The sequence below is a fragment of the Geofilum sp. OHC36d9 genome, from assembly GCF_052400685.1.
Lineage (GTDB): Bacteria > Bacteroidota > Bacteroidia > Bacteroidales > Marinilabiliaceae > CAZHHH01.
Map to the genome: position 1 here is coordinate 23,381 of NZ_JBQTGJ010000025.1, position 22,546 is coordinate 45,926.

12 protein-coding genes and 1 tRNA gene are annotated in these 22,546 nt (G+C 40.1%); 8 read left to right on the forward strand and 5 right to left on the reverse strand.

The window, feature by feature from the left end; all coding sequences use genetic code 11:
- Positions 1-99 precede the first annotated feature (99 nt).
- The 4 genes from ACT3CD_RS15990 to ACT3CD_RS16005 all read left to right on the forward strand — a co-directional run bounded on the left by ACT3CD_RS15990 (position 100) and on the right by ACT3CD_RS16005 (position 6,294).
- Entirely contained in the window at positions 100-2,067 is a 1,968-nt protein-coding gene (locus ACT3CD_RS15990; RefSeq protein WP_444646663.1) for a RagB/SusD family nutrient uptake outer membrane protein, read from the forward strand.
- A 94-nt stretch (positions 2,068-2,161) separates the two neighbouring features.
- Entirely contained in the window at positions 2,162-3,775 is a 1,614-nt protein-coding gene (locus ACT3CD_RS15995; protein WP_444646664.1) for a DUF5123 domain-containing protein, read from the forward strand.
- Between the two features lie 365 nt (positions 3,776-4,140).
- Positions 4,141-4,347 (forward strand): hypothetical protein, encoded by a 207-nt coding sequence (locus ACT3CD_RS16000; RefSeq protein ID WP_444646665.1) that lies wholly within the window; start codon positions 4,141-4,143, stop codon positions 4,345-4,347.
- A gap of 195 nt (positions 4,348-4,542) precedes the next feature.
- The gene (locus ACT3CD_RS16005) at positions 4,543-6,294 is read left to right on the forward strand and encodes a pectate lyase family protein (protein WP_444646666.1); all 1,752 of its coding nucleotides are present in this window, start codon (positions 4,543-4,545) and stop codon (positions 6,292-6,294) included.
- Positions 6,295-6,358: 64 nt separating this feature from the next.
- Here the strand turns inward: ACT3CD_RS16005 and ACT3CD_RS16010 are convergent.
- Positions 6,359-6,432, reverse strand: a tRNA-Met gene (locus tag ACT3CD_RS16010).
- A 723-nt stretch (positions 6,433-7,155) separates the two neighbouring features.
- Between ACT3CD_RS16010 and galE the strand changes: the two genes are divergently transcribed.
- Both galE and rfbB read left to right on the forward strand, forming a co-directional pair.
- Positions 7,156-8,184, forward strand: a complete 1,029-nt coding sequence (gene galE / locus ACT3CD_RS16015; RefSeq protein WP_444646667.1) for a UDP-glucose 4-epimerase GalE — start codon at positions 7,156-7,158, stop codon at positions 8,182-8,184.
- A gap of 405 nt (positions 8,185-8,589) precedes the next feature.
- Complete coding sequence (gene rfbB, locus ACT3CD_RS16020; RefSeq protein ID WP_444646668.1) at positions 8,590-9,639, forward strand: dTDP-glucose 4,6-dehydratase; 1,050 nt, start codon at positions 8,590-8,592, stop codon at positions 9,637-9,639.
- 126 nt (positions 9,640-9,765) lie between these two features.
- Here rfbB and glmS read toward each other — a convergent pair whose 3' ends face one another.
- The 3 genes from glmS to ACT3CD_RS16035 all read right to left on the reverse strand — a co-directional run bounded on the left by glmS (position 9,766) and on the right by ACT3CD_RS16035 (position 14,673).
- Entirely contained in the window at positions 9,766-11,601 is a 1,836-nt protein-coding gene (gene glmS, locus ACT3CD_RS16025; RefSeq protein WP_444646669.1) for a glutamine--fructose-6-phosphate transaminase (isomerizing), read from the reverse strand.
- A 201-nt stretch (positions 11,602-11,802) separates the two neighbouring features.
- Complete coding sequence (locus tag ACT3CD_RS16030) at positions 11,803-13,791, reverse strand: DUF4954 family protein (RefSeq protein ID WP_444646670.1); 1,989 nt, start codon at positions 13,789-13,791, stop codon at positions 11,803-11,805.
- Positions 13,792-14,220: 429 nt separating this feature from the next.
- Positions 14,221-14,673 (reverse strand): GNAT family N-acetyltransferase, encoded by a 453-nt coding sequence (locus ACT3CD_RS16035; protein WP_444646671.1) that lies wholly within the window; start codon positions 14,671-14,673, stop codon positions 14,221-14,223.
- A gap of 318 nt (positions 14,674-14,991) precedes the next feature.
- Here ACT3CD_RS16035 and ACT3CD_RS16040 point away from each other — a divergent pair, with 318 nt between their 5' ends.
- Entirely contained in the window at positions 14,992-15,339 is a 348-nt protein-coding gene (locus tag ACT3CD_RS16040) for a DUF5684 domain-containing protein (protein WP_444646672.1), read from the forward strand.
- A 135-nt stretch (positions 15,340-15,474) separates the two neighbouring features.
- Here ACT3CD_RS16040 and ACT3CD_RS16045 read toward each other — a convergent pair whose 3' ends face one another.
- Positions 15,475-17,484, reverse strand: a complete 2,010-nt coding sequence (locus tag ACT3CD_RS16045; protein ID WP_444646673.1) for a cation:proton antiporter domain-containing protein — start codon at positions 17,482-17,484, stop codon at positions 15,475-15,477.
- A 580-nt stretch (positions 17,485-18,064) separates the two neighbouring features.
- Here ACT3CD_RS16045 and ACT3CD_RS16050 point away from each other — a divergent pair.
- A complete protein-coding gene (locus ACT3CD_RS16050) occupies positions 18,065-22,507 on the forward strand; it encodes a two-component regulator propeller domain-containing protein (RefSeq protein WP_444646674.1) in 4,443 nt (1,480 codons plus the stop codon).
- Positions 22,508-22,546 lie beyond the last annotated feature (39 nt).

The following is a 22,546-nucleotide window of genomic DNA, read 5'->3' on the forward strand; positions in this document are numbered from 1 at the left end:
GAATAAGATTACTTGCATAGATGAATCAAAAATTGACTAAGGAAATGGTTTTCTATGGAAAGTTTCATGTTCCAAATTAAAAACACAAATTATAAACATATGAAATTGAATAAATATATTCTTGGAATATTTTGCCTCGCGACAGTTTTCACTTCGTGTGAAGATTTTCTCGATGTTGAAGCCCCGTCTTCTTTCGATACGGATTATGTCTTTTCGAATACCGAAGATGCGAAAAAAATGTTATTTGGTGTTTATCAGCTGTTTGCAACAGATTCGTACACTTCGCGTATGTCGAACGTTTGGATGCAGAACACTGATGTTGAAGTAATGCAACCCAGTGCTAACCCCGATGGTTCTCGACGTGATGTTTGGTCTCTGCAGGGTGGTTTGTTAACAGGCTTTAAGGATATCTACAATGCCTGGCAGGATAATTATCTTGCAATAGACCGTGCCAATCAGGTGATTGAGGGTATTAAAAGTAGCGATATATCAAGTGATCCTGATATGCGGATGATGTTAGGTGAAGCCTATGTCCTGAGGGCTTATCGCTATTTTTTATTAATAAATATTTTTGGTGATGTCCCTTATTTTACTGAAGCGGCTAAAGCCGGGATGGAATTAGATATCCCTAAAACCGACAAAAATATTATCTATTCAGGATGTATTCAGGATTTGGTGAACATTGAAGAAGAAATGTTTTTTGCAGATGAATATGCCGACGGTATTGAACGCATGAACCGTGAGTTTGCTATCGGTATGATCAGTCGTCTGGCTCTGTTCCGTGCTGGTTACGGGATGACCTTTGACGGAACGATGAAACGAGCTGATGATTACCTGGACGTAACTGGCGATGAGAGCCTCGCTGTTACTTATACTGCCATGGATGGAAGCGAAAGAGTGGCTCGGACTTATGAAGATTATTACCTGTTGGCTAAAGATTATGCACAGAAACTGATGGCATTGAAAGATCGCGAGTTGAATAGCGATTTTGCTCAAATATTTCGCAATCAGTGTGAATGGATTACTCCTGAAAATGATGATGTATTGTTTGAAGTGGCATTTATGGCTGCCAATGGAGGTGATGTAGGCTGGTGCGTTGGAACGACCGTTACCAGTAGCTCAAAGGGTTCAACAACCATTCAGGTGAACCTTGCTCCGACTTATTATTTTTCGTTTGACGATGACGACACCCGTAGGGATGCAACGGTATCTCGCGTCCAATATGTGGGCGACACGGACGAGGAGGTTTCTCGTATTACAAATCTCTCGGTAGCTAAATGGAATCGTTTGTGGTTAACGTCCTCGCCCGGAGCCTCTTCTTCAAAAGGGACAGGGATTAACTGGCCTTTAATGCGATACTCAGATGTGTTATTGATGTTTGCTGAAGCGGAGAATGCTTTGAATGGCCCATCGACTGATGCCAAGAACGCACTGAAACGTGTTCGTCGAAGAGCTTTTCCGGCCGATGTTCAAGCCACTAAAGTTGAGGCTTATGTTGATAACCTTAGTTCGAAGGAGGATTTTTTTGATGCCATTGTAAATGAGAGGGCCTGGGAATTTGGTGGAGAGGGTTTGCGTAAATTTGATTTGGTACGTTGGAATAACTATGGTGAAAAAATTGTTGAAACGAAACAGGTGATTAATAATATTGGGAAAGCTTCCAACGGGTTGGAACTTTCCAATCCGGAAGTTGCGAAGTATAGTGATTTGGCCGATTATCTTTATTATCAGGTTGATAACGGTGAAGTGAGTTTTTATAATACCAAGTACGACCCGGAGGTGATCCCGGAGGTTATTGTTGATGTTGCAGATTTGGGTAACGAAGGAAATGAAAATGCTTATGCAAGGGCGTCTTGGGGACGTAGTTTATACCAATCTGCCACTGACGATGATACTGGAGTAACAACTTACATGGAGGCCGATTATACTTTACGCTGTTGGCGGGGGTATAAAGACGAAACTGGTTTGTCGGCTGTGCCATATCTTTTGCCTATCTCAACTCAAACCATTGAGTCGAGTGAAGTTTTAACCAACGAAGGATATGGTCACGTTTCTAGTGCCAATTAAGTTTTTTTATCGGCTGCATTAAATTATGTATCTGATGCAATCATTTATAGAGGAAGAGTTTTGATAATATGTTTTTTTTAAGAAAATGAATATTATGAATAATTTGTTTAAAATAGGTCTGTTTTGGCTGCTGACAATTTCTTTGTCAGGTGCTTTAACCAGTTGCGACGACGACGAAGAGTTGGGATCGCCCGATCGTCTGTTTCGTCCTGTTGTTAATGAGACGTCAAGCGGAGGAACTTGGATTCGTGCGGAGTGGAACCGCTATCAAGGGGCCATAGAGTTTAATCTTCAACTTTCCGCTGATTCTTTTGTTACCATCTTACGTGATATTAATGTGGATACAACATTTTATCAGTTTGATGATTTGGCTTACGATACGGAATACCAAATGCGCATTCGTTCAATTGGAGTAGAGTTGGAGTCCGAATTTTTTGTTAATGAAAATATTAGAACCTCTGATTATCCTACAAAATTGATGACACCAGGCGCCGAGGATGTGATCGATAATCGCGCCAGAATCAAGTGGTCCGAAGTTGAATACGATAGTTTAGTGGTATTTAGAAATGATACTGCTGTTTCGACTGTTGTTTTAACCGAGGAGCAAAATGCATCTAAAGAGGCTGTGATAACAAAATTGACGCCAGAAAACTCATACGTCGTAAGAGCTTATTTAGATGGTGAATATATGGGTAAGAAAAGCTTTACAACTGTGGCTTCCCAGGTCTTTAGCGGCGAAGTGATTGACCTGCGCGAATATTCGGATGAGGAAAGTCTGAATTTGTTATCCTCCGATTCAATTGTGGCCTGGTCGGCATTGTATCCCGCAGGCTTTACGGTTGTGTTGTCAGGTGGTACGGTTTATGAATTAACCTCTACCTTGGCTTTTTCGACCAATGTTCATTTTGTGACAGGTTTGAGTCTTAATGGGTTTGCTGTATTTTCAGTTAAAAATAATTTTGATGCTGAACCCGATGCGCTTATTGACTCCCTAAAATTTGAGAAGATTGTGTTTACCGATCATCCTGACGCTCCAAGAACGGCCTCTAATTTTGGTTCGACTTATGTTTTTAATTTTGGGCAGGGCGGTGCTGTTATTGACAAAATAAGTTTTGAAAGTTGTGATATTCGTTATAAACGTGGTGTTTTGAGAGCTAAAACGGCTACCACTATTAACTCTATTTTGATGAATAACTGTTTTGTGGATTCGATTGCCGGGTATGGTGTCTTAAATTTTGATAATAGTGCAGTTGTTGCGGGCGATATTGTTATCACCAATTCTACATTTGCTTATGTTGAAAAGTTTATTGTTGCTTCAAAGGCATTGTCTCTTAATTCTTTAACGCTGGATCAAGTCACAACTTATAAAGTGCCTAAAGGTACTGGCAATTATTTTTTCGACCTTGATGGTAAAGTAGTGCCAGGTGGGGTTACTATTAGTAATTCTATTTTTGGTGCGCCTGAAAGCGATTCGGCTAATGGGATCAGAAGTGATGGTGCAAATCTTACTTTGAACAAGGCCTATCGCACAAGCGATTTGAGTTGGACCACCGTGGATGGGACTCCATCAACGGCCGAAAAGTATCCTATGGATCTGGAAAATATAGGGGCAACTTCAGTGGAGACTTTTGTTAATCCCGAGGTCAATGATTTTACGTTGATTGATAAAGATTTAAAAGGAAAAGTAGGCGACTCACGTTGGTGGTAATTTCTTGTTTTTGGATTGAAAAAAAGGGCTTTTCATATTTTGAATAGCCCTTTTTTATAAATAATAAGTTTTGCACGAAATTCACAATGCAGATAAGGATGTTTTCTTAGTTCGAAAATAGGAGAAAATAGGAGTTTACTTTGGTAAATGGCTCTCTTGAGAGAAAGCATAATGCAGAAGTTGGGCTTTTCTTATAAGCATTATTTACTTGGTGAATTATTCTTTTGCTTTTTAAAATGGAAAGTAATGATCTCTTAATATTTTGTTTTAGGCTAATTTTTGTATTTGTTTGACCAATATTTAAACATTAATTAATGCTGTTTTTTGTTTATTTACGAATACTTGTTATCTAATGTCGTGAATTAATGGAATACACCTTTCTGATTTTTTTCTGTTTTTATTTTGGATATTCGTTCCCGATATTTGGAACTTATATAGACGCTTCGCCTGTTAATTTTACGAATGTGCTATCAGCTACTGCCGATGGCGATGTTATCTTGCTTGAAGCCGAAAATTATGATGATCTTATTTCTTTCCTTGACGGGAAATTTATTTCAATTAAAAATGCCTGATTTTTTTTTATTAATGGAGATGAGGGCGATATCAATACTATATTATTTTTAAACTGTATTATTTAAGAATATAAATAGTTGCTTGTTACGCATCGATGATACTAAAGCTACGATACACCTGATAAGATTTGATAATGCAATTCTCACAAAGGAGGGGGATTCTTTTGGCGAGTCTAAAACAAAACTATAAACAATATGAAAAAATTTCAACTATTGATTTTAATGATGGTGATTACTATGTCCGCATGGGCGCAAGTGCCGGCTTTCCCAGGTGCTGAAGGGCATGGTAGATATGTTACTGGTGGCCGAGGAGGAGCGGTGGTTAAGGTAACGTCACTCAACGATGATATTTATGAAGTAGGTACTCTTAGATGGGCTCTTAATCAGCCTTCGCCCAAAACAATTGTGTTTGAAGTTTCCGGAACTATTTTTTTGAACAGCGCATTGAAGATTAATAAGGGAAATGTTACCATTGCAGGACAATCAGCGCCCGGTTATGGTATTTGCATTGCCGAATTTCCCGTAACCGTTAATGCAGATAATGTTATTGTCCGTTTTTTACGTTTCCGTATGGGGGATGACAATGTTGCCAATGCAGATGGTGCTGATGCCTTTGGCGGTCGTGATTATGGAAATGTGATTATTGATCATTGTTCCGTCTCCTGGAGTACTGATGAGTGTGCTTCTTTTTATGGTATGACGAATTTTACCATGCAATGGTGTCTCATTGCGGAAAGTTTACGCTTGTCTCAACATTCCAAAGGAGCTCATGGTTATGGAGGTATTTGGGGCGGAAATGAAGCTTCGTTTCATCATAACCTGATGGCTCATCATGACAGTCGAACGCCACGGTTTGGACCTGCCGTTAGCACGCAGGGTAATGATTTTGTCGATTATCGTAATAATGTAATTTACAACTGGAGTGGCAATGGTTGTTATGGCGGAGAAGCAATGAATATTAATTTGGTTGCAAATTATTATAAACCTGGACCGGCAACACCTACCGGTACTAAACGGGGGCGTCTGCTGGCTTTCGATAAAAAAACGGGTTTGCCCGAATCCGACGGTTTTTATCCGATTAATGATGTGTGGGGGACGCTTTACATTGAGGGAAATAAGATTGATCACTCAACCAGTTCGGGCAGTGACGTAACCGTTTGTGAAAACGCAACGGCCGACAACTGGAGTTATGGCGTTTATAATCAGATCCATTCAAAGTACAATGTGACAATGGCTGAAAAGGAGGCCATGAAGCGAACAACCTCGCTGGATGCTGGCGAAGTAACGACCCATGACCCCGATCAGGCTTATGATTTTGTTTTACAATTTGTTGGCGCCTCCTTGAAACGAGATGCGCTTGATAAACGAATTGTTGAGGAAACCCGTAATGGAACTGCTGCTTTTAAAGGTGCTTCTACCGATAAGTGGGGTATTATTGATTCTCCCTATGATTTGATGCCCGAAACGGCTGGAGAAGATTGGTCGCCCTGGCCAGAATTTTCATCTGCAATAGCAGAGCCAGACTCTGACAACGATGGGATGCCTGATAGCTGGGAACTTCAACAGGGGTTGAACCCGGATGTTGTGGATCACAATCTATATACATTGAGTTCTGATTATACAAACCTGGAGGTATACCTTAACAGTTTGGTGGATCATGTAATGGTGTCAGAAGTAGATGATGTTTCAACCGGGATTGATGCAGTTGATTATAACGACTTTCATGTGACGCCTAATCCTGTTGGCGAAAGTGCCATTGTCTATTGTGCTTCGCCATTGAGAATGTTGCGCATTTATAATGAGGCTGGAAATCTTTGCCTTCAGGTTGATATGGGTGGTCAATTATCCGCTGTTGTCGATGTTAGTGGGCTTACGTCCGGATTTTATATCTTTTCCGTTGAAACGGTGATGGGAAAGATGTTTAATTATAAAGTCATGAAGTTGTGAATATGCTCATGGTTGAGGATTAACAAAAAAAGAGGTTACGATATTTATCGTAACCTCTTTTTTGTACCGAGAGACGGACTTGAACCGTCGACCTCATGATTATGAATCATGCGCTCTAACCAGCTGAGCTACCTCGGCATCTCTTGTTCTTGCATTAAACATTTCTGTTTTGCGGTTGCAAATGTAGCAGTTTGTCTCATATTTTCAAATCTTACCGCTGCTTTTTTTGTGAGTTTTTGTGCGTATTCTGTTAAATCCCTTATTGTCAATTACTATTGTTTTGGGTTTCGTGTTATTTGTGTTCGTAGTCCAGTATATTCTGGAGGATCAAAACGGCGTTTTTTGTTGCGGGCATTGTTATTTATGGATGAATCGCTGAAATGTTGTAACAGGCATTTTTTTGCTGTAGCTGTAGCGAAGCGGATCATGAATACCATGAAAAAATAATACCTAATGAATAAAAAAGTAAAAGCCTGTGCGGCTTGAGCACTTAAATGGAGAATATATTTTTTACCGGACAATCGTGATATGGTTATTATGGTACGATATAAATCCCTATTTTTACGGTTTCATAAAAAATACAGTGTTGAAGCGAACATTTTTGCAAAAAACACAAACATTCATGTGAAGTGTATTTGTGGCGTTATATTCAATCTGACAAATAGATTATTTAAGGATATAACGACTATGGTAAAGGAACTCTCACAATGGGGATGATAATTTTTACGGGAGTTTCATGTGGCAACTAAGAAACAAATTATAGAATAAACAGAAAACGAGCCATGGGAATTATTTCACATATAAAGAGGATGATTAATTCCGGCGAGCTTCATGTGGCAAAAACAAACAAATTATAAACACATGCAGAAACAAATATTAGTAACGGGAGGCACAGGTTACATTGGCTCTCACACAGTTGTTGAACTTCAAAAAGCGGGTTTTGAAGTGGTTATTGTTGATAATCTCTCTAATTCGAAAATTGAAGTTCTCGATGCGATAGAAAAAATATCAGGTGTGAAACCAATTTTTGAGAAAATTGATTTGGATGATAAAAAGGCGACCGATCATTTTTTCGATCAGTATACGAAGATTGATGCCATTATTCATTTTGCCGCTTTTAAGGCAGTTGGCGAGTCGGTTCAAAAACCGTTGGAGTATTACCGCAATAACCTGAATTCATTGATGAATTTGTTGGATAATATGCGCAGACATGCGATCTCTAATTTGGTCTTCAGCTCCAGTTGTACTGTTTATGGTCAGCCCGATAAATTACCTGTAACCGAACAAACGCCGCGTAAACCGGCCGAGTCGCCTTATGGTAATACCAAAGCCATTAGCGAGGATATTATGAACGATTTTTGTAAGGTTAATGCGTCTGTTAACTGCCTTGCCCTGCGTTATTTTAATCCTATCGGTGCGCATCCTTCAGCATTAATAGGAGAGCTGCCTGTTGGTGTGCCCGGTAATCTGGTGCCTTTTATTACTCAAACGGCGGCTGGCTTACGTAAGGAATTGAGCATTTTTGGTGATGATTATAATACTCCCGATGGTACGGCAGTACGTGATTATATTAATGTGGTGGATTTGGCCGGAGCTCATGTAGTTGCTATTAATCGTTTACTGAATAAAAAGAACAAACGCAATTTTGAGTTTTTTAATATCGGAACCGGAAACGGCGTTTCTGTGTTGGAGTTGGTTAAAACTTTTATTGAGGTGACAGGTGTTAATTTACCTTATAAAATAGCACCGCGAAGGGCAGGTGATATCGAAAAAATATGGGCTGATACATCATTGGCCAACACCGAACTCGGATGGAAAGCGGAAAAATCAGTGGCGGAAACGTTGCTCTCTGCCTGGAATTGGGAGAAAAGTGTGAGGGGTATCAAATAATATATGTGGGTGCATGAAACAACTATGTTTGCAGAAAGACGCCTCTAATTAGTGTTTGTCTATAATGTCAACTACTTCGTTATGCTTGCCATAAAAACAGTTATTTACGAAAAGTAAACTCCTTGATTTTTATGACTTCACAAGCCTTGTATTTGAACTTTATATTTTAAACCCTTAGTTTATGGACAGGCTCTAATTGGTACCAGCAAGTAAACGAAAGTGTGGCAGATAAGAATGTTTCATTTTTGAGGCTTGTGAAGACTGGTGAATACGGGTTTACTGGTGTAAATGGACATTTTTTGAAACAAGCATAACGCAGAAGCTGTAGTTTTCTTGTAATCACTTTTAGGATAATAGCCAAGCATGGTGTTCGGTTTTGACAATAAATAATTAAATACTATTTGAATGAAAACAATTCTTATAACTGGTGGTGCAGGCTTTATAGGCTCTCACGTCGTTCGGCTTTTTGTTAATAAATACCCACAATACAAAATAGTGAACCTTGACGCACTTACTTATGCAGGGAATCTCGAAAATCTGAAGGATTTGGAATTTAAACCTAATTATGAGTTTGTAAAGGGTGATATTACCGATCTTAAGGTTGTTAACCGATTGTTTGCCAACTATCATTTTGATGGGGTTATCCATCTGGCTGCCGAATCGCATGTGGACAGATCTATCAGTAATCCGTTGGAATTTTTTAATACCAATATACTGGGAACTGTTACATTGCTGAATGCGGCACGTATGGAGTGGCAGGGCCACTTTGAAGGAAAGCGGTTTTATCATATCTCCACCGATGAGGTGTATGGCTCGTTGGGAAGTACTGGACTTTTTACTGAGTCGACCGCCTATGACCCTCGTAGCCCATATTCGGCATCCAAAGCCAGTAGTGATCATTTGGTGAGGGCTTACTTTCACACTTATGGTTTGCCAGTGGTTATTAGTAATTGTTCAAATAATTATGGCCCCAATCAATTTCCTGAGAAATTATTACCTCTGTCTATTAATAATATTTTAAACAATCGGCCCATTCCTATTTATGGGAAAGGCGATAATATCAGAGATTGGTTATATGTGGAAGATCACGCTGCCGCCATAGATCTTATTTTTCATGAAGGGAAGAATGGTGATACCTATAATATTGGTGGTATCAACGAATGGAAAAATATTGATCTTATTTATTTGCTTTGTGGCGTGATGGATGCTGAATTAGGGCGCGCAGCCGGAACATCTGAAAAACTCATTACTTTTGTAAAAGACAGGGCCGGACACGACCGTCGTTATGCCATCGATTCATCTAAATTGATGCGTGAGTTAGGATGGAAGCCTTCTTTGCAATTTGAAGAGGGATTGCGTAAAACGGTTAAATGGTATCTCGCTAATCAGGAATGGATGCGACACATTTTGTCGGGCGAGTATGAAGATTATTATCATAAGCAATATGGGGAATAAAAAAAAGGGAGCTAAGCTCCCTTTTTTTTGTTCCATTTATTATAATATATAGCTCATTTTTAAAGTTTTATAGACTTGTTAGTCGTCGTTCGAAGGATGAGCTTCTATACGGTTTATATCAATACTTTATTCTACCGTAACCGATTTGGCCAGGTTTCTGGGTTGATCAACGTTACAGCCCCGCATCACGGCAATATGATAGGATAGTATCTGCAGTGGAATGACTGCCAGCAACGGAGATACAGCTTCGTGGCATTCAGGAATTTCAATTACATGGTCGGCCATTTTGCGGATAGATTTATCCCCTCGGGTAACAATGGCTACCACTTTCCCTTTTCGGGCTTTAACTTCCTGAATGTTACTAATCATTTTTTCGTACGAGGTGTCGTTGGCAGCCAGAGCAAATACCGGCATATTTTCGTCGATGAGTGCAATGGGACCATGCTTCATTTCAGCAGCCGGATAGCCTTCTGCGTGTATGTAGCTGATTTCTTTAAGCTTCAGAGCGCCCTCGAGTGCCACCGGGTAAAGAAGTCCTCGACCCATGTAAAGCGCATTGGATACATCTTTGTAAACCGATGCGATTTTTTTAATTTTTTCTTCTTCTTTTAAAATTTCTTCTATTTTTTCGGGCACACTAATCAGTTCATGTATTAGTGTTGAATATTCTGCCTGTGGCAATGTTTTACGTTTGCTACCCAACAGCATCGCCATCATAAGCAGGACGGTTATTTGTGAAGTAAATGCCTTGGTTGATGCAACACCGATTTCGATCCCGGCATGTGTGTAAACACCGGCATCTGTCTCGCGCGAAATGGTTGAACCGGCCACATTGCAAATGCCTAAAACAGTGGCCCCGGCTTCTTTGACCTTACGTATGGCGGCCAGCGTGTCTGCGGTTTCGCCGCTTTGCGAAATGGCGATGACTAAATCGTCTTCAAAAATGATCGGATGACGATAGCGAAATTCAGAGCCATATTCAACTTCAACAGGAATACGGGCGTATTTTTCAAACAGGTATTCGCCAACCAGGCCGGCATGCCAGGATGTTCCACAAGCTACAATAATGATGCGCTTGGCGTTGATTAATTTGGGCATCACATCCAGTACTCCGCCTAGAAATATTTTGCTTCCATCCATGGCCACACGCCCACGAAAGGTGTCGGTTATTGTTGCAGGCTGTTCATGAATCTCTTTGAGCATAAAATGCTCATAGCCGTTTTTATCAATGTGATCGATCGATAGCGTAATTTTTTTGACGTCGGGCGTGAGGTTGTCGTTGCTTAAGCTTTTAAGTTCCAGTTTCTCACGGGTAATGATGGCTACTTCTTCGTCGTTGAGGTACATCACCTGATCGGTATACTCAATAATGGGCGTGGCATCTGATGCCAAAAAATATTCCTGGTTTCCTACTCCAATGACCAGCGGACTTCCTTTGCGGGCTGCGATGAGCTGTCCTGGTTCATCTTCACAATAAATAACAAGACCATAGGCCCCTACCACTCGCGACAGGGCCAGTCTGACGGCTAATTCGGCGCTGATGTTTTGCTCCAGGTAGATGTTTTCTATTAAATTGGCCAGAACTTCGGTGTCGGTATCACTTTCAAAGGAATAGCCGCGGTTGGAGAGTTCTTTTTTTAGGTGGGTATAATTTTCGATAATGCCATTGTGGACAACGGAAAATTTACCTTTCATCGATTGATGCGGATGCGCGTTACGGTCGCTGGGTTCTCCATGTGTTGCCCAGCGGGTGTGCCCCATTCCAACCGTACCTGAAATATCCTTATCTTTAACAAGATTCTCTAAGTCTTTTACTTTTCCTTTGCATTTATACACATGCGAAGTTCCATTGTGTAAGGCAATACCTGCCGAGTCGTAACCCCGGTATTCCAGTCTTTGTAACCCTTTAATTAATATCGGAAACGCAGTACGATCCCCAACATAAGCAACAATTCCACACATAAACGGTTTAATTTATGAGATTATGAAGTTTCAATCAGCTGATTGTCTTTCTAAATAGTTTGTATCTGTTTATATAATGGCACAAGTTATAAAAATAATGTATCTGTTTTTTGAGTCGTGCCATTAGTTTTTCGCTTTCCCTGTTCTCTATGGTGTCAAAACAGCATTCTTTTGACCTTGCATTGCTCCCCCATAGCTATTTTATTGACAGATGTTTTTAAGCTTATTTGATACGTGCTTCGCCACATTGTTTTTTTGTTCTATATGTTCCATGATTTCCATTACGGCAGGGTGTGACTTAAATTCTCCCCGTACGTTTTCGAAGTCGAGAATCTTAATATCATCACCTCCATCAATCCCGAAACTGGTTTGTGCCTGTGATAAAAATTCTTTTTTGGCATCTTCGTATATCATTTTGTCCAGACTTATAACTGCCGTCTTCCATTCTTCTACAAAGGCTATAATCGCTTGCACCGATGCCGATTTTACGTCGAGGCCAACCTCTGTCCGTAAATGCAGAACGATCCAGTTCCAGGCCCAGTCGAAGTAATGGTTCTTCCATTCTTTAAAGATGTCATTGAGTTCGTCAAGTCCTTTAATAGTGCCATTCTCTATCTCCTCCACCAGTTGTTCTACTTTTTCTTTTGGAGCAAGTAATCCGGCCATATCGATCCAGTCATTATTTCCTTCGTTGCCGGAGCTATTTAAAACCGCATACATTTCGCTTTGGTTTGAAAATTGACCGGTCTCCAGCTTTTTCACCAACGCATTGCCCATGAATTTTATCAGAGCCAGATGGTATAGGTTAAGCGCCCGGGTGCGGGCCTTGGCTTCAATTTTAACGCCATTATACATAAAATGATTTGATGCTGACCCGCAGGTGTTGGCTAAATCATTTAATATGCGAATTCCACGTATTATTTTTTGAATGGAATAAGGACTTAATAGGTTAAATATGATTTGATCCAGCTGGTTGTCCGATTTGCGGCGGTCGCGTTTGGGCCATTTGCGGGCATCACGAATGGTCCCGATGCTGCGTAAATTGACCGCCGGCGCCAGATAGCTTTCGTCTGAATTTTCGATGAGATAGGAGAAGGGTAAATCTGACGTGTCGGGATTGTGATAATGACGTCCCATAACCAGAGAGAAAGCGCCAATTCTTGCCGGCCATAGAATATACGAATCGCTGGTGGTTTTACTGCCTCGTTCTACAATGCCTTGATGAATAGGACCCAGTTTATACATGTGGTTACTCTGGTTGGAGCCGCTGCCCGCATTCAGAAACGAATAATATCCTGCAATAAGTAAGGAGGATTTGTGGTGTGAAACCGTGAAAGGACCTGCAAAGATGGAACAGGCTTCCCCGTGAAATCCCTGGCAGTTTGCAAAAAAAACCGAGTTTTCTGCCGAATATTGTTTGCCAAGCACGCAACCTTGTCCTACAAAGCATTTGGATACCATAACGGACTCGCTGACATGGCTCCCTTCCAGAAAGATGAAATCTTCGGCGATGACGCCTGGCCCGACAAAAGTGGGGTCGTTTTGGCAACTGTTAATACTTCCGTTGTTTAACCGGTATATACCTTCCACTTTAGCATGCGCACCGATGTAAACATTCTCGATGGTTTGACAATTTAATATATGCGCATTTTCATCAATCGTACCCATCTCTGAAATTATTGAAGCGGTATATTCGTCGGCCATGGCCATCAGACGATCAATCATAATTGGCCGGTGGCGGTAAAAAGCCATCAGATAAGCCGTGTGAGACGATAAGTTGTTGGTGATGGCGATTTCTCTTCCGCCGGTTTCATTTAAAACGGCGACCCTTATTCCATTTCCAAAACTTGTTTTTTGCGTCACAACCAGCGAATCCACATTCTCTATTCTGACTTCTTTTTTTATGTGGTAATTGGCCAGATGATTTTTTATCTGATTAATGTATACGTCATCGTCAATACGGCAGTTGTGAATCGTTGCGTTAAAGATCCCTGAAGTTTTGGGAACTCCGCCTTCTAAAAAGAATTGTTTTTTTAAGGTCCCTATATATATGTCGCCCGAAAAAGTAACGTTGCGTATATTGTCGGCAGTAAAGTCTGCTTTTACTTTAACACGGCTCCAATCGCTGCATAAACAGAGGTTTTGTTTCAGTTGAAGGATTTCAGATGTGGTGAGATCTCTGTATTTCATATGTTTATAATTTGTCTCTCAGTTGCCATATGGAACTCGCCAGAATAATTATACTTCTGTGTGTGAATCAATTCCCATGGCTCGTTTCATCTGTTTATAATTTGTTTTTAGTTGCCTGTTGAAACTCCTCTGAAATAATTATCCCCGTTGGTGGTAAATCTTTCATCATGGTTGTTTCTTGTGACTATAATCATAATTTAGTTGACTGCATGCGCCTGCTTAGCATAATCAGTCTGTTGTCGATAAAGTATAAATTATGTTCTGATTCAGCATTTTGTGTTTCCAGATTATATTCCTGTTTCGGACATGCCGATATGCGTATAAGCTACGGTGTCGTTTTAAATGGTTTGATACATTAGAACAGGACGATTCTAATCTCCAAAAATAGGATAAAATAGCACAGTGGCCAATATTTTTTTCAGCTGATGGTCATTCGTTGGCTATCACATCATTCCATTCCGGGTGACGCTGAAGGTAGCTGACGACGAACGAACATTCAGGAATTATTTTTATGTTTTTTTGCCGGCAATAAGTCAGTAGTGTTTTTGCCAAATGAGATGCAATTCCTTGTCCTTCCAAAATGGCAGGGACTTTGGTGTGTGATATTATCCATACCTGAGGTGATACGGGTTGGTAATCTATTACAGCCGTTTGTGAATCAATTGTAATTTCAAAACGGCTGAGTGCTGGGTTGTGAATAATAGTATTGGTTTTCATATTATTACGAATGTGCGGTTCGAAACAGTATCTGCCCCCAAAGCCGGGCGTATGAGCAATAAAGTTCAGATTCCAGATTTGTGTCGCTCGGGTAATGTGAATCTTTTGCTGTAAATGAGCTTTTTGAGACATACCTGACAAAGTAGTTGACTTTATAGACAACATTAGTTAGACATTTAGAGCAGTCCTAACACTTATTTAGAGTCTGTCCATAAACTAAGAGTTTGAAATATAAAGTTCAAATTCAAGGCCTGTGAAGTCATAAAAATCAAGGAGTTTACTTTTCGTAAATGACTGTTTTTATGACAAGCATAACGCAGAAGTTGACTTTATAGACAAACACTATTTAGTGCTTACTGAAATTTTATTTTGCTGACACTATCAATCGTTTTGTTTAAGTTCTGTATAATTATCGAATGGGTTGTCGTAAAATTTTAATATTATTGTGTTAATAAACGATTTTACTTTAACCAAACAATTTTAATGATGGAAAATTTTGGCGCTTTTGGGGGCATTATTTATATGGCCCTGGTTATTTTGATGATTGTGGCACAATGGAAAATTTATGAAAAAGCCGGACAGCCGGGTTGGGCATGTATCATTCCTATTTATCAGATTATTGTATTGTTACGGATTGTAGGTAAGCCTTGGTGGTGGATCTTTTTAATTGCTTTTCTGCCATTTATATTTGGAATCTGGACTGTCAATCTTTTGTCAAAGAGTTTTGGCCATGGCGTAGGATTTACACTCGGATTATTATTTCTGCCGTTTATCTTCTTCCCAATACTAGGGTTGGGCGATTCAACATACCAGGGTGCTGCTGGTAAGTAGTATCAGCGTGTGCAGCGCGGATGTTGGATTTTTATAACCTGACTTTAAGCAGCGCCTGCTCATAAACTAAGAGTTTGACTTTATAGACAAACGTCTTGTAATCTGCAGTTAAAAATCGAATCCTTGCAAATGCCATTAGGTATTTTGTGAGGATTCGTTGTTTTTAGTGATTTCACCGGCAAAAATGCGGGCTGTAAGGGCTATTTTGTCGGGTTGTCCCAACACAAAGACTATGTCGCGGTGCTTTAACGTTGTGGTTGCACCCGGATTTTCCAGTATCTCTTCGTCTCGTTTGACGGCTACAACGGTGACACCTATTTTATTCCTGAAGTCCATTTCTAGCAGTGTCTTGTTGATCACGGCTGAGTTTTTACGCACTTTTAGTGCCGATACATCAATGTTGGGTAATTCTTTGAGAATTGAACCTGAGGAAGGTTTGGCTGTGTCACGTATAACGCCGTAGTTGTTTTTTCGAATACGGCCAACAATTTGTCGTATTTCACCTTGTGGTACCAGGTACTTGTTCAGAACCCGTTCAAACATTTCTATCGCTGTCTCAAATTCTTCAGGTATGACTTGTGATGCCCCTACCCGGTAAAGGTCTTCTATGTCGCTAAGGTGCTTGGCCCGGACTAGAATAAAGGCCCTTGCATTCATGTTTCGTACATGTTCAACCACCGATAATGATGTGACGACATCGCCCACCGATACCACAACGACTTCGGCGGTATTGACGTAGGCTGTTTTTAAGACGGGTTCGTTGACCGCATCACCATAAACAACTTTTTCGCCTTCGGCTTGTCGGCGTTTTACATCGGCCGGATCGAAGACGATTGATACATGATCCAGTTTTATGTGGTTGGCCATTAAGGCCAGACTTTTTGATCGGGAGTCTTTACCAATTAGAACCAGATGGTTTTTCATGGTCGGAATGTCCATTTGTTGTAAAGGGAACAGACCTTTTATCATGACTTCTGGTAAGGGCAGTGTGTACAACCAGTTCGACAATGGACGTGATAACATAATCAGAAAGGGCGTCAAGGCCATTGTTACGACGGCAACGGCTAAAAACATCTGATAGTAGTATCTGGATATGATATTTTGATCTACGCCAATCTTTGCCAGTATGAAAGAGAACTCACCCACCTGAGCCAGTGCCAGACCCACTAAAATGAATCCTCTGAAGGTATGCCCCAGAAAAAAACCTGTAAATCCGGCGACTGTCATTTTTATAATAATAACCATTAAAACGGTTGAAAATACTACGATCCAATGGTCATAAACGAAGTTAAGGTCGAGTAACATCCCGATGGATACAAAAAAGAAACTTGTAAAGGTGTCTTTAAAGGGAATGATATTTCCGAAGGCATTATGGCTGTATTCCGATTCAGAGATCATAAGACCGGCCAGAAAGGCCCCGAATGCCAGTGACATGCCCAGCTGATAGGTCAGAAAAGCAATGGAGAAACACATTAGCAGAATACTCATGAAAAACAGTTCCTGGTTGCGGGTCATGACAATGGCATGCAATACTCGTGGCATAACCCATTTGGAACCAATGATGACGACGGCTACTATTAGTAACGATTTTAGTCCCATCCATAGCAGGGCAGAACCCAGTCCGGCCATCCCTCCTCCCATTAGTGGGGTAAACAAAAGAAGTGGCACGAGCATTAAATCCTGAAAAATAAGAATCCCTAAAACCGTACGGCCATAATTGGAGGTTAACTCTGATCGATCCTGAAGAACTTTTAAAACGACCGCTGTACTGCTCAGGGCTGTTAAGAATCCCACAAACAGACTGGCGGGATAGGACATTCCGAAGTCCCCCGAAAGCAGCATTACCATGCCGGTTGTTACGGCGAATTGCATAAAGCCTCCGAAGAAAACTATTTTTCTGATTTTGATGAGGTGGTTAATCGAAAATTCCAATCCTATTGAGAACAGAAGAAGTATGACGCCTATTTCGGCCAGCATCTCAATGCTCGTCTCTGAATGAATTAATCCTGAGAGGTGGGGCCCGGCAACAATACCTGTTAACAAATAGCCCAATATCGTCGGCAGTTTTATACGTGTAAATATAAAATTAACAAAGGTGGATAACGCGAAGATGATGAGTATCTCTTTTAATAATGTAAATTCCATGTAAGGGGTTGTTTGCTTGCAATAAATGGTTCAATGAAGGTGGTTTTTCGACACAATGAATGGGCCTCCAAATCCGCTTTGAAATTTATTTCCAAAGGTAATTTAATTAGAAATTATTATGCCCGCCGGCTCTTTTTATTTCTGTTTTTTGTATTCTGTTAAAATGGACTGATTTAATCATACGGTGCCCGTTGTTGACTGACTTATAATGTATTTAAGTCAGTTGTTTTCATTATTTGTTCGCTGGCTGTATCAGTTCTGCTAATGGTTGTTAACGATTTTTACGTGTTTTTCAAAAAATGTTTTTGGCAAATAAAATGGCTTGCCTTTCAAAGCTTACGTCGCTGGTCAAATGGGCACTTACTGGTTTTTATGACCGGTTTGGGAGTAGGCCAAACGTAAAACCTGTGCTTTATAGACAACGTCGAAACCCATTCAATTATGTGGATGAGTTGGTTTTTTAGGGGTAATATTTGTTTTTATTTGATTAGTCAATTAAATAGATTACCCTTATTTGTTAATTTTTGTGCATTTTTGGAGACTTGTGAAATGTTGATCCCCAAAAAGTAAAAGCAGTGGAATGAAAAAAGCAGGATTTAGTGCTGGTGCGATCAAGTATCTCTGGGTTATCCTTTTGTTAACTGTTACGCAGGTTAAGGCATTTAACAATTACATCTGGCATCATTATACAGCTGAAGATGGCCTTGCGCAAAATACGGTGATGAGTATTTTGCAGGATAAAAAGGGCTATCTGTGGATGGGAACCTGGGATGGGTTGAGCCGTTTTGATGGGTATTCATTTACCTCCTATAAAATTCGTCCCGGTGATGATGTTGAGATTTCAAGTAGCCGGATTGATTATATTACGCAAGATAAATATGGGTTTATATGGCTGCTTGACTATGGGAAAAATGTTTGTCGGTTTGATCCCAGAACTGAGACTTTTATCAATGTTCCAAAGGGGGAAGAGTCCTTTAATATTTCAGTATCCAATATCATTTCACTTTCAAATGGTGTAACTTGGCTGGTGAGTGATGAAGAGGGGGCGATCAGGGTGACCACTGATACTGCTACCTTTGATGTGACTTCCAAACTCTATTTCCAAAAAAATCAACATTTGGCCGGAAATAGTATTTCTGGTATTGTGAATGATGAGGACGGAAATGAGTGGGTATTGACCGATAATGGATTACTATTTATCGGAAACGAGGATGGTATTTCTGTCCCTTATTTTACTGAGAATGACGAAACGTCTCGTGATAGACAACCTTTTTTTTGCTTTTTGGATAAAGGTGACGAATTGTGGTTTGGATCGGTTAATGGTCGTATCTGGAAATATCGTAAACACGAGGGGCTGTTTGTTTTGTTACAATTGTCAACCGATGCTGATATTGTTAGTTTTCATAAGTTTAAGTCCGGAAAGGTGTTTATTGCTACCCGAACCGATGGGGTGTTTGTATATGACGACTCAAGCGCAACTCCCATGCATTTTACACACCAAAATAGTCCAGGTTTAAGTGATGTGTTTATTCAGAAAACGTTTAAAGATAGCGAAGATAATATTTGGATTCAGCAAAATATACGAAGTATTACTCAATTTAATCCAAATAACATGAGTTTTACAAAGCATCATTTACCCCCTATTTCTTTTGACAGTCTCGATGCTGTACCTTTTATGATTCTGGAGGATATTAACAAGGTGCTTTGGATTCATCCAATGGGCGGTGGCCTGTCTTATTTTGACAGGGAGACTCAGTCTGTTGTGCCGTTTTTTAACAAGTTGGATAAATTATGGCAGTTTTCTGAAAAATTGCATCGTATGTACTCCGATCGACAAGGAAATTTATGGGTATGTACCAGGTCTAAAGGGTTGGAAAGGTTTACTTTTTTAAAAACAAAATTTGGTATCTTGCAGGTTGACTCTCAATCAAATGTGTTTAATGAGAACAGTGTGAGAAGTGTTTTTGAAGATCATATGAATCGAATCTGGCTGGCCGATAAAACAGGGCGTTTGGTCTTATTCGATAAAAACAGACGGCGCCTGGGGTTTCTGAATAAAAATGGAAAATTATCCTCTGATAGTAAATTCTCATTTGCAAGCATTTATTCAATTACGCAGGATGATGATGAAAATATTTGGTTAGGAACGAAAGGTGCGGGAATTATTAAACTAACTCCCAATAAAAGTGACCTTTCTTCATTCGATGTTGAGAATTTTAGGTTTGATCAGACAGACCTTTACAGCCTCAGTAACGACAATGTTTATGATATTCATAAGGATTATAAAGGGCGTTTGTGGATTGCTACTTATGGCGGTGGAATAAACCTTTTACAGCGTGACAACAATGGAAGGGTTTATTTTTTGAACCATAGAAATCATCTTGTAGGCTATCCTGTTAATAAATCACAGCGTGTCAGAATGATTACCTCTGATCGTGATGGAACTATTTTTGTCGCCACAACCAATGGGTTGATCCTTTTTAATGGTAATTTTAATGACCCCGAAAAAATACAGTTTACGCATTTTACATATCTTGCAAATGATTCTACTTGCTTGAGTAATAATGATGTACATGATGTTGTGGTGACTTCCAAAGGGGAGGTGTTTGTTGCCACTTTTGGAGGCGGATTAAATAAATTGGTGAAAGTAAATGACCGGCCAGCCCATTTCCGTTTTGAGTATTTTAACAAAGAGGATGGTTTGGCCTCCGATGTATTACTCAGTATTGTGGAGGACGATAAGGGTTTTTTGTGGCTGTCATCCGAAAATAGTATTGCAAAGTTTAATTCTGAAACAAAGGAGTTTATCAATTTTGATAAAAAGGATTATTTGCGGTATCTGAGCTTCTCTGAGGCTGCTAATTGTATCGATAAATCTGGAAAGTTGTGGTTTGGAACCAGTCAGGGTGTGCTGTTCTTTCATCCGGACTCCATTCAAAAAGATGGGTTTGTGCCGCCTTTGGTTTTTACCGACCTGAGACTGTTTAACCGCAAAGTTAAAGTTGATCCCGGCTCTGTTCTTTCCCAGCATCTTGATATGCAGAACGAGATTGTTCTGAAACATAATCAAAATATTTTTTCTGTTGGATTTGCGGCGCTCGACCTTAAATTTCCTGAATCGGTTAAATATGCTGCTATTCTGGAAGGGGTTGATAGCGAATGGAAGTTTTTGGACCACCAGCGGTTGGTACATTATACCAAATTGCCGCATGGCAAATATCTTTTAAGGGTTAAATCGACCAATGGAGATGGCACCTGGGTTGACAATGAAAGACAGTTGAGTATTGTTATTCTGCCCTCTTTTTGGGAAACTCCCTGGGCTTATCTTATCTATTTTTTGTTTGTGGCATCAATTACTTCTGTTTCAATTTATATCTTTTTTACAATTTATCGGTTGCGTAATAAGGTTGAAATGGAACATAAATTGGCCGAAATGAAGTTTAATTTTTTTACCGATATCTCGCATGAACTGAGAACTCCGCTGACTCTTATTACCGGGCCGCTTGAACAGGTGATGAAAATTAATTCGTTGCCCGAAGTGGTCAGAAATAAGCTTTCGATGGTGGCTAAAAATAGTACGCGGTTGCTTGAGATGGTTAATCAGGTCCTCGATTTTGTCAAACTACAGCAGATACCCGCTAAATTGAAAATAGAAAATATTGAAATTGTTTCATTTGTTTCCAGAGTCATGGATAACTTCAGGTTGACGGCGATGGAAAGAAACGTCGAGTTTTCACTGGAGTGTAGTTGCGATGAACTCCGACTTTGGGTCGATGTTGATAAGCTGGAGAAGATAATATTCAATTTGTTGTCGAATGCTTTTAAGTATCTGGATGCAGGGCTGTTTGTGAAATTGTATATTTTGGATGCCGGTAATTGGGTACGGATCGATATTTCGGATGACGGAATCGGAATAGCAGATGATTTTGTTGAATCGGCTTTTTTACGATTCGAAAACCTTAGCGATTGTAATAGACCCAAAAAGGATAGCTCTGGTATTGGATTGTCAATAGTGAAAAAGCTGGTGGAGTTGCATCATGGTAAGGTAACAGTTGCCAAAGGTGAAACGAGAGGTACTACTTTTTCGATTTTACTACCCAAGGGGAGGGATCATTTTGAGCCAGGTACTGAAATTGTCGAGCCGGTTATTGAATTGGAGAGTCAGACTTGCCTTGCAGATGACGCTAGTGTAGATGCGACCAACTCGCCGCTCGATGATGATGGTCTGACGGCCCGTCATTCTCTGCTGATAGTTGAAGATAATGAGGATGTCCGCTTGTTTATTAGAGAATCGCTGCAGGATGAATTTGAGATTTTTGAGGCTGCCAATGGAAAGGAAGGAATGGAACTGGCTCTTAAAATGACGCCCGATTTTATTATCAGCGACGTTATGATGCCCCTGATGGATGGCATTGAATTCCTTAAACTCATTCGATCCAATATCGAAACTTCACATATCCCGTTTGTCCTTCTGTCGGCAAAAGTAAACCTTGAGAGCCGGCTCGAAGGAATTGATAAAGGGGCTGATGATTATATTACCAAGCCGTTTAGTATGGTTTATTTACAATCGCGTATCCGTAATTTGTTGGACCAGCGTAAAAAATTACAACTTGCTAATCACAACTTTAGTTTTACTGAGTATTTGAATCCTTCAATTCCGGAGGTCACCAGACTCGATGAGAAGTTTTTGTCTGATTTAAAGGCTGTGATGGAAAAAAATATTGATAATGGTGCATTGGTTGTTGAAGATTTGGTCTCTGAAATGAATGTGAGTCGTTCGGTGTTTTTTAAGAAATTGAAGTCGTTGACAGGACTGGCTCCCATCGAATATATTAGGGAAATGAGATTGAAACGTGCTGCACAACTCATTGAAACGGGTCAGTATAATATGACTCAAATATCCTACATGGTAGGCATTAACGATCCGAGGTATTTTAGCAAATGTTTTAAACAACTTTTTGGCGAAGCACCTTCAGTGTATAAGGCTCGAAAAATTTCCGTTTCTAATGACGGAAAACAATAATTGGTATTTTGATATTCACAGTTTTAAGTAAGTAACGAC